This is a genomic window from Bacillus sp. JJ1521 (assembly GCF_036965165.1).
Classification (GTDB): Bacteria; Bacillota; Bacilli; order Bacillales; family Bacillaceae_L; genus Ferdinandcohnia.
In genome coordinates, this window is sequence record NZ_JBALOX010000147.1 from 1 (window position 1) to 483 (window position 483).

Here is a 483-nt window from a genome sequence, read left to right on the forward strand (position 1 = left end):
GTGGAAAAGAAATTGTCGGAATATTGGCTCATCTTGATGTTGTACATGAAGGAAATCGAGAAGATTGGATCTTTGACCCGTTCATATTAACTGAATTTAATGGAGAATTGTACGGAAGAGGAGTTAACGACGACAAAGCACCTGCCCTTGCGGCATATTATGCAATGAAGATTTTAAGAGACTTGGGAATCCCTTTTAACAGAAAGGTGCGTCTCATTTTAGGTGGGGCTGAAGAAACAAGCTGGGAGTGTATGAACCACTATTTTAAACACAATCCGCAGCCAACATTGGCTTTTTCACCCGATGGAGATTTTCCAATTGTGAATGGAGAAAAAGGAGTTGTGCAGGGTTCCATTTTTTTAGCTAGCAACAATCTACCTATTGAAACAGGGATTCACGAGTTAGTATCAATTGAGACAGAAAGACAATGGGGTTTTATCTGTGAAGGAATAAAGGTAGTGTTTAGAAGCAGAAGTCCTGAAA

Annotated in this window: 1 protein-coding gene; it reads left to right on the plus strand. The window is 39.8% G+C overall.

Annotation, left to right across the window (positions count from 1 at the left end; translation table 11 throughout):
• A partial coding sequence (locus V7147_RS18770) for a M20/M25/M40 family metallo-hydrolase (protein WP_335369369.1) occupies positions 1–483 on the plus strand: 483 nt, incomplete at both ends.